Source organism: Heminiphilus faecis (genome assembly GCF_008728965.1).
In the GTDB taxonomy this organism is placed as follows: Bacteria; Bacteroidota; Bacteroidia; order Bacteroidales; family Muribaculaceae; genus Muribaculum; species Muribaculum faecis.
Genome location: NZ_VSMC01000050.1, coordinates 1 through 3,203, shown reverse-complemented (window position 1 = coordinate 3,203; position 3,203 = coordinate 1). Strand labels below are relative to the sequence as shown.

Sequence of the window (3,203 nt, the reverse complement as noted above, 5' to 3'; positions counted from 1 at the left end):
AAAGAAACAAAGGAAAGGAGACAAGGGCACATGAAGGATGCCTTGGCTCTCGGAGGCGACGAAGGACGTGATAAGCTGCGAAAAGCCGCGGTAAGGGGCAAATACCCATTGACCCGCGGATTTCCGAATGGGGCAACCCGCCGGAAGCGATTCCGGCACCTCACCAAGTGAGGGGCGAACCCGGGGAACTGAAACATCTCATTACCCGGAGGAAAAGAAAATAACAATGATTGCGCAAGTAGTGGCGAGCGAACGCGCAGGAGCCCAAACCCGGGCGGTTACGGCCGCGCCGGGGGTTGTAGGGCGCACGACAAAGGTATCTGAAAGGATAGGCGAAGCGTCTGGAAAGGCGTGCCATAGCGGGTGACAGCCCCTTAGCCGAAATTCTGGTCTGATGCCGAGTGCGTACCCTGAGTAGCGCGGGACACGAGAAATCCTGTGTGAATCTGCGGGGACCATCCCGTAAGGCTAAATACTACCGAGAGACCGATAGCGAACCAGTACCGTGAGGGAAAGGTGAAAAGAACCTCGAACAGAGGAGTGAAACAGATCCTGAAATCATGTGCCTACAAGCGGTTCGAGCCACTGTGTGTGGTGAGAGCGTGCCTTTTGCATAATGAACCTACGAGTCACCGTCGTCGGCGAGGCTAAGTGCCACGAGGCATGGAGCCGAAGCGAAAGCGAGTCTGAACAGGGCGCCCCAGTCGACGGAGGTGGACGCGAAACCAAGTGATCTACCCTTGGGCAGGTTGAAGGACGGGTAACACCGTCTGGAGGACCGAACCGGTAAGCGTTGAAAAGCTTTCGGATGACCTGAGGGTAGGAGTGAAAGGCCAATCAAACTTGGAGATAGCTCGTACTCCCCGAAATGCATTTAGGTGCAGCCTCGGGTATTATTCTGCGGAGGTAGAGCGACCGATAGGATGCGAGGGCTTCACCGCCTATCAAGTCCTGACGAACTCCGAATGCCGCAGAACGAATCCCGGGAGTGAGGGCGCGGGTGCTAAGGTCCGCGTCCGAGAGAGGAACAACTCAGACCACCGGCTAAGGCCCCCAAATGCGGGCTAAGTTGAAGACCATAACGAGGTGGGATTGCCTGGACAGCTAGGATGTTGGCTTGGAAGCAGCCATTCATTTAAAGAGTGCGTAACAGCTCACTAGTCGAGTGATCCCGCATGGATAATAATCGGGCATAAGTCCGCTGCCGAAGCCGTGGAGTCGTCAATAACTGACAACTGGTAGGGGAGCATTCCGTAGGCCGCAGAAGGTGATGCGCGAGCATTGCTGGAGGTATCGGAAAAGCAAATGTAGGTATAAGTAACGACAAGGGGAGCGAGAAACTCCCCCGCCGAAAGACCAAGGGTTCCTGATCAACGCTAATCGGATCAGGTTCAGTCGGGACCTAAGGGGCAGCCGCAAGGCGAACCCGATGGACAGCCGGTCAACATTCCGGCACCCGAGGCAGGAGCGATGCGGCGACGGAGAAGTGACACATCCGCGCACTGACGGAATAGTGCGTTAAACCGTTTAGTTATATCGATGGCGGTGAAGTACACCATTGATGATGAAGCGGGACAGTACCGAGCGGCCCCGGCCAATCGGATAGTGATGGTAATCATGCTCCCAAGAAAACCCGCTAAGCAATCCTGTCTTGGCCCGTACCGCAAACCGACACAGGTGGTCGGGTAGAATATACTGAGGCGCTCGAGAGAATCATGGTTAAGGAACTAGGCAAATTGACCCCGTAACTTCGGGATAAGGGGTCCCTATCGTAAGGTAGGGCGCAGAGAATAGGTCCAGGCAACTGTTTAACAAAAACACAGGGCTATGCAAAGTTTAACGACGACGAATATAGCCTGACACCTGCCCGGTGCCGGAAGGTTAAGAGGAGATGTCATCGCAAGAGAAGCATTGAATTGAAGCCCCGGTAAACGGCGGCCGTAACTATAACGGTCCTAAGGTAGCGAAATTCCTTGTCGGGTAAGTTCCGACCTGCACGAATGGTGTAATGATCCGGACACTGTCTCAACCATGAACTCGGTGAAATTGTAGTATCGGTGAAGATGCCGATTACCCGCAACGGGACGAAAAGACCCCGTGAACCTTTACTGCAGCTTAGCACTGTGACCGGGTATGTCATGTGTAGGATAGTCAGGAGGCTATGAGCCGGCGACGCCAGTTGTCGTGGAGCCGTTGTTGAAATACTGACCTTGACATATTTGGTCTCTAACTCTCGCGATGAGAGGACACTGCTTGGTGGGTAGTTTGACTGGGGTGGTCGCCTCCAAAAGAGTAACGGAGGCTTCTAAAGGTACCCTCAGGCCGATTGGTAACCGGCCGCAGAGTGTAATGGCACAAGGGTGCTTGACTGGGAGACTCACAAGTCGCACAGGTAGGAAACTAGAGCATAGTGATCCGGTGGTTCCGCATGGAAGGGCCATCGCTCAAAGGATAAAAGGTACTCCGGGGATAACAGGCTGATCCCTCCCAAGAGCTCATATCGACGGAGTGGTTTGGCACCTCGATGTCGGCTCGTCACATCCCGGGGCTGGAGAAGGTCCCAAGGGTTAGGCTGTTCGCCTATTAAAGTGGCACGCGAGCTGGGTTCAGAACGTCGTGAGACAGTTCGGTCTCTATCTGTTGTGGGCGCAGGAGATTTGCGGGGCTCCGACACTAGTACGAGAGGACCGTGTTGGACCGACCTCCGGTTTACCGGTTGTACCGCCAGGTGCACCGCCGGGTATCCGCGTCGGGTCAGGATAAGTGCTGAAAGCATCTAAGCACGAAGCCCTCCCCAAGATAAGATCTCCACATTAGGGACGTTACAGACGATGACGTAGATAGGATGCAGGTGCAGGGGCAGCAATGTCCACAGCCGAGCATTACTAATCGCCCGAACCCTTTCCTCTGGGGTCGTACCCCTTAAAAAACAACGAAATAACAAAGACTTCGGTCATTGTATCAACACTTCTTTCCGGCAGGCTTCCTGTAGTCTCTTTCCTGACCTTATACCGCTATGGCCGGAGGGCCGTAGTGAGCAAACGAAAAAACTTAAGGTGGTGATAGCATGAGGGATCCACCTCTTCCCATTCCGAACAGAGAAGTTAAACCTCATCACGCCGATGGTACTGCGAAAGTGGGAGAGTAGGTAACCGCCCCCTTCAGGGTGCAAGCACAACGCTTGCACCCTTTTTTTATACCCC

At 54.3% G+C, this 3,203-nt stretch carries 2 rRNA genes; both read left to right on the top strand.

Features of this window, described 5'->3' with window-relative positions:
• Positions 1-10 precede the first annotated feature (10 nt).
• Positions 11-2,909 (top strand): 23S ribosomal RNA (locus tag FW767_RS12695).
• Between the two features lie 143 nt (positions 2,910-3,052).
• Positions 3,053-3,161, top strand: a 5S ribosomal RNA gene (gene rrf, locus FW767_RS12690).
• Positions 3,162-3,203 lie beyond the last annotated feature (42 nt).